This window comes from Rhodoplanes elegans, from assembly GCF_016653355.1.
In the GTDB taxonomy this organism is placed as follows: domain Bacteria; phylum Pseudomonadota; class Alphaproteobacteria; order Rhizobiales; family Xanthobacteraceae; genus Rhodoplanes; species Rhodoplanes elegans.
In genome coordinates this window covers 1-2,507 of the sequence record NZ_NHSK01000117.1, presented here as the reverse complement: position 1 = coordinate 2,507, position 2,507 = coordinate 1, and the positions used below count along the sequence as shown (strand labels likewise).

General features: G+C 70.0%; 3 protein-coding genes and 1 pseudogene. 3 read left to right on the top strand and 1 reads right to left on the bottom strand.

Annotated elements, in window-relative coordinates:
- The 3 genes from fumC to CCR97_RS15560 form a co-directional block, all read left to right on the top strand.
- Positions 1 to 1,402, top strand: a 1,402-nt coding sequence (gene fumC, locus CCR97_RS15570; protein WP_207199484.1) for a class II fumarate hydratase, incomplete at its 5' end; no start/stop codon positions are given.
- Positions 1,403 to 1,655: 253 nt separating this feature from the next.
- A complete protein-coding gene (locus tag CCR97_RS15565; protein ID WP_111359158.1) occupies positions 1,656 to 1,844 on the top strand; it encodes a DUF4169 family protein in 189 nt (62 codons plus the stop codon).
- On the top strand, positions 1,841 to 2,131 hold the full coding sequence (locus CCR97_RS15560) for a ribbon-helix-helix domain-containing protein (RefSeq protein WP_111359159.1): 291 nt from the start codon (positions 1,841 to 1,843) through the stop codon (positions 2,129 to 2,131). The genes CCR97_RS15565 and CCR97_RS15560 overlap by 4 nt, the downstream gene beginning before the upstream one ends.
- Positions 2,132 to 2,239: 108 nt before the next feature.
- Here the strand turns inward: CCR97_RS15560 and CCR97_RS31370 are convergent.
- Positions 2,240 to 2,507 (bottom strand): annotated as a pseudogene (locus CCR97_RS31370) (hypothetical protein); the annotation flags it as partial.

The window sequence follows — 2,507 nt, the reverse complement described above, 5'->3', positions numbered from 1 at the left end:
CCCTGCCCCGTCCGGCCCCACCCGCACCGAGACCGACACGTTCGGACCGATCGCGGTGCCGGCCGACCGCTACTGGGGCGCCCAGACCGAGCGGTCACGGCGCAACTTCCGCATCGGCGAGGAGCGCATCCCCCTGCCGCTGATCCGGGCGCTGGCGCGGGTGAAGCGGATCGCCGCCGAGACCAACCGCGAGCTCGGCCTGCTGGCCCCGGAGATCGCCGGGGCGATCGTCACGGCCGCCGACGAGGTGGTCGCCGGCCGGTTCGACGACCACTTCCCGCTGGTCGTCTGGCAGACCGGGTCGGGCACCCAGACCAACATGAACGTCAACGAGGTGATCGCCAACCGGGCGAACGAGATCCTCGGCGCCCGGCTCGGCGCCAAGGCGCCCGTGCATCCCAACGATCACGTCAACATGAGCCAGTCGTCCAACGACAGCGTGCCGACCGCCATCCATGTCGCCGCCGTCGAGGAGATCGCCGAGCGCCTGCTGCCGGCGCTCGCCCATCTCGAGGCCGCCCTGGAGGAGAAGGCGACCGCCTTCGAGCCGATCGTCAAGATCGGCCGCACCCACCTGCAGGACGCGGTGCCGCTGACGCTCGGCCAGGAGTTCTCCGGCTACGCCGCGCAGGTCGGCTCGGCGGTGGCGCGCATCGAGTCCGCGCTGCGCGAGCTCTACCCGCTCGCCCAGGGCGGCACCGCGGTCGGCACCGGCCTCAACGCCCCGGCCGCCTTCCCGGACCTCTTCGCCCGCAAGATGGCGGCCCTCACGGGCCATCCCTTCACCAGCGCGCCGAACAAGTTCGAGGCGCTCGCCGCGCACGACGCCGTCGTCTTCGTGCACGGCGCGATCGCGGCGGCCGCCACGGCGCTGTTCAAGATCGCCAACGACATCCGCCTGCTCGCCAGCGGGCCACGCTCCGGCCTCGGCGAGATCGTGCTGCCCGAGAACGAGCCCGGCTCGTCGATCATGCCCGGCAAGGTCAACCCGACCCAGAGCGAGGCGGTGACGATGGTCTGCTGCCAGGTCTTCGGCAACCAGACCACGATCACCACGGCGGCGAGCCAGGGCCACTTCGAGCTGAACGTGTTCAAGCCGGTGATCGCCCTCGCCCTCCTCCAGTCGGTGTGGCTGATCACCGACGCGGCGCGCTCCTTCGCGGACAACTGCGTCGTCGGCATCCAGGCGAACGAGAGTCGGATCGCCGACCTGATGAGTCGATCGCTGATGCTGGTGACGGCGCTGGCGCCGTCGATCGGCTACGAGAAGGCCGCGGCGATCGCCAAGACTGCGCATGCGAACGGCACGACGCTGCGCGAGGAGGCGATCCGGCTCGGCCACGTCACGGCCGAGGAGTTCGACCGGCTGATCGAGCCGCGCGCGATGACCCGACCGGACTGAAGAGACACGCCGCATCGACGTGATCAGCCGTGTCTCTCGACCCGGCCGCGACGACGGTGCATTCTTGAGCGGCATCACCCGACCGGCATCACCCGACCGCGACGCGAAGCACAGAAACAAATCGTCCGGAATGCCGTATAGTCGCCGGGTCCGTCGCGAGTCTCGCGCGGGCCCTCCCTCCTTTCGGTCGTTCCCCTTCGGCGCCCCTCCGCCGGACCGGATCGGCCGGACAGACCCCCGAAAGGAGACCGTCATGGGCGAAATCGTCAATCTGCGCAGAGTGCGAAAACGCAAGGACCGCGAAGACGCGGCGGAACGCGCGGGGCAGAACCGTGTTCTTCATGGGATGCCGAAGGCGGAACGGACGGTGCTCGCGGCCCGGAAGGACAAGGCAAACCGCGCGCTCGACCAGCATCGCCTCGAGACGGGAGAGGGTGAATGAAGTCCCCAGTCGTGAAGCGCTCGATCGTGATCGCCGGTCACAAGACGAGCGTCAGCCTCGAAGATGCCTTCTGGAAGGCGCTCAAGGAGATCGCCAGCGCCCGGCACGTCACGCTCTCCGATCTGGTCTCGACGATCGACTCCGAACGTCGCCACGGCAACCTGTCTTCGGCGATCCGGCTGTTCGTGCTCGACCATTATCGGACCGGCGGCGCCGGCAGCAGCTCCGGCAGCGGCGGCCACGAGACGAGCGAGCGACCGGCCGCGTCGGCGATGCGGGCGAGCTGATCAGCTCGGCGCGACATGTCTGCGAGACGACTCTCGCGGTCACGCGATACCTCGGTTTGAAGATCTCTGCCTCGGTCCGCGGACTGAGGCAGTGATCGACTTTATTCCTCACTGGAAATTGAAGAGCTGCTGCATCAGCGAGCGCACCGGAGACGGCGCCTCGGGCTGCTGCTGCGCCTGTGCGTTGGACGGTCGGGCCGGCCGCGGCTGCGTGGACGTTCCGGTGGACGCTTGGCCGGATGATGGGCCGGCGGCCGTGCCCGGACCGGCCTCACCGGCCGGGGCCGCCGAGCGGACCGGCTGAGTCCGGATCTCGACCGGCGGCGGCAGCGCCGGCGGAGCCTCGCCGGCGGCCGGCCGCGGCGGCACGGCAGGC

What these genes read in the sequence shown, in the direction of transcription:
- CCR97_RS15565 (WP_111359158.1), top strand. Translation starts at nt 1,656, where the DNA reads ATGGGCGAAATCGTCAATCTGCGCAGAGTGCGAAAACGCAAGGACCGC.
- CCR97_RS15560 (WP_111359159.1), top strand. Translation starts at nt 1,841, where the DNA reads ATGAAGTCCCCAGTCGTGAAGCGCTCGATCGTGATCGCCGGTCACAAG.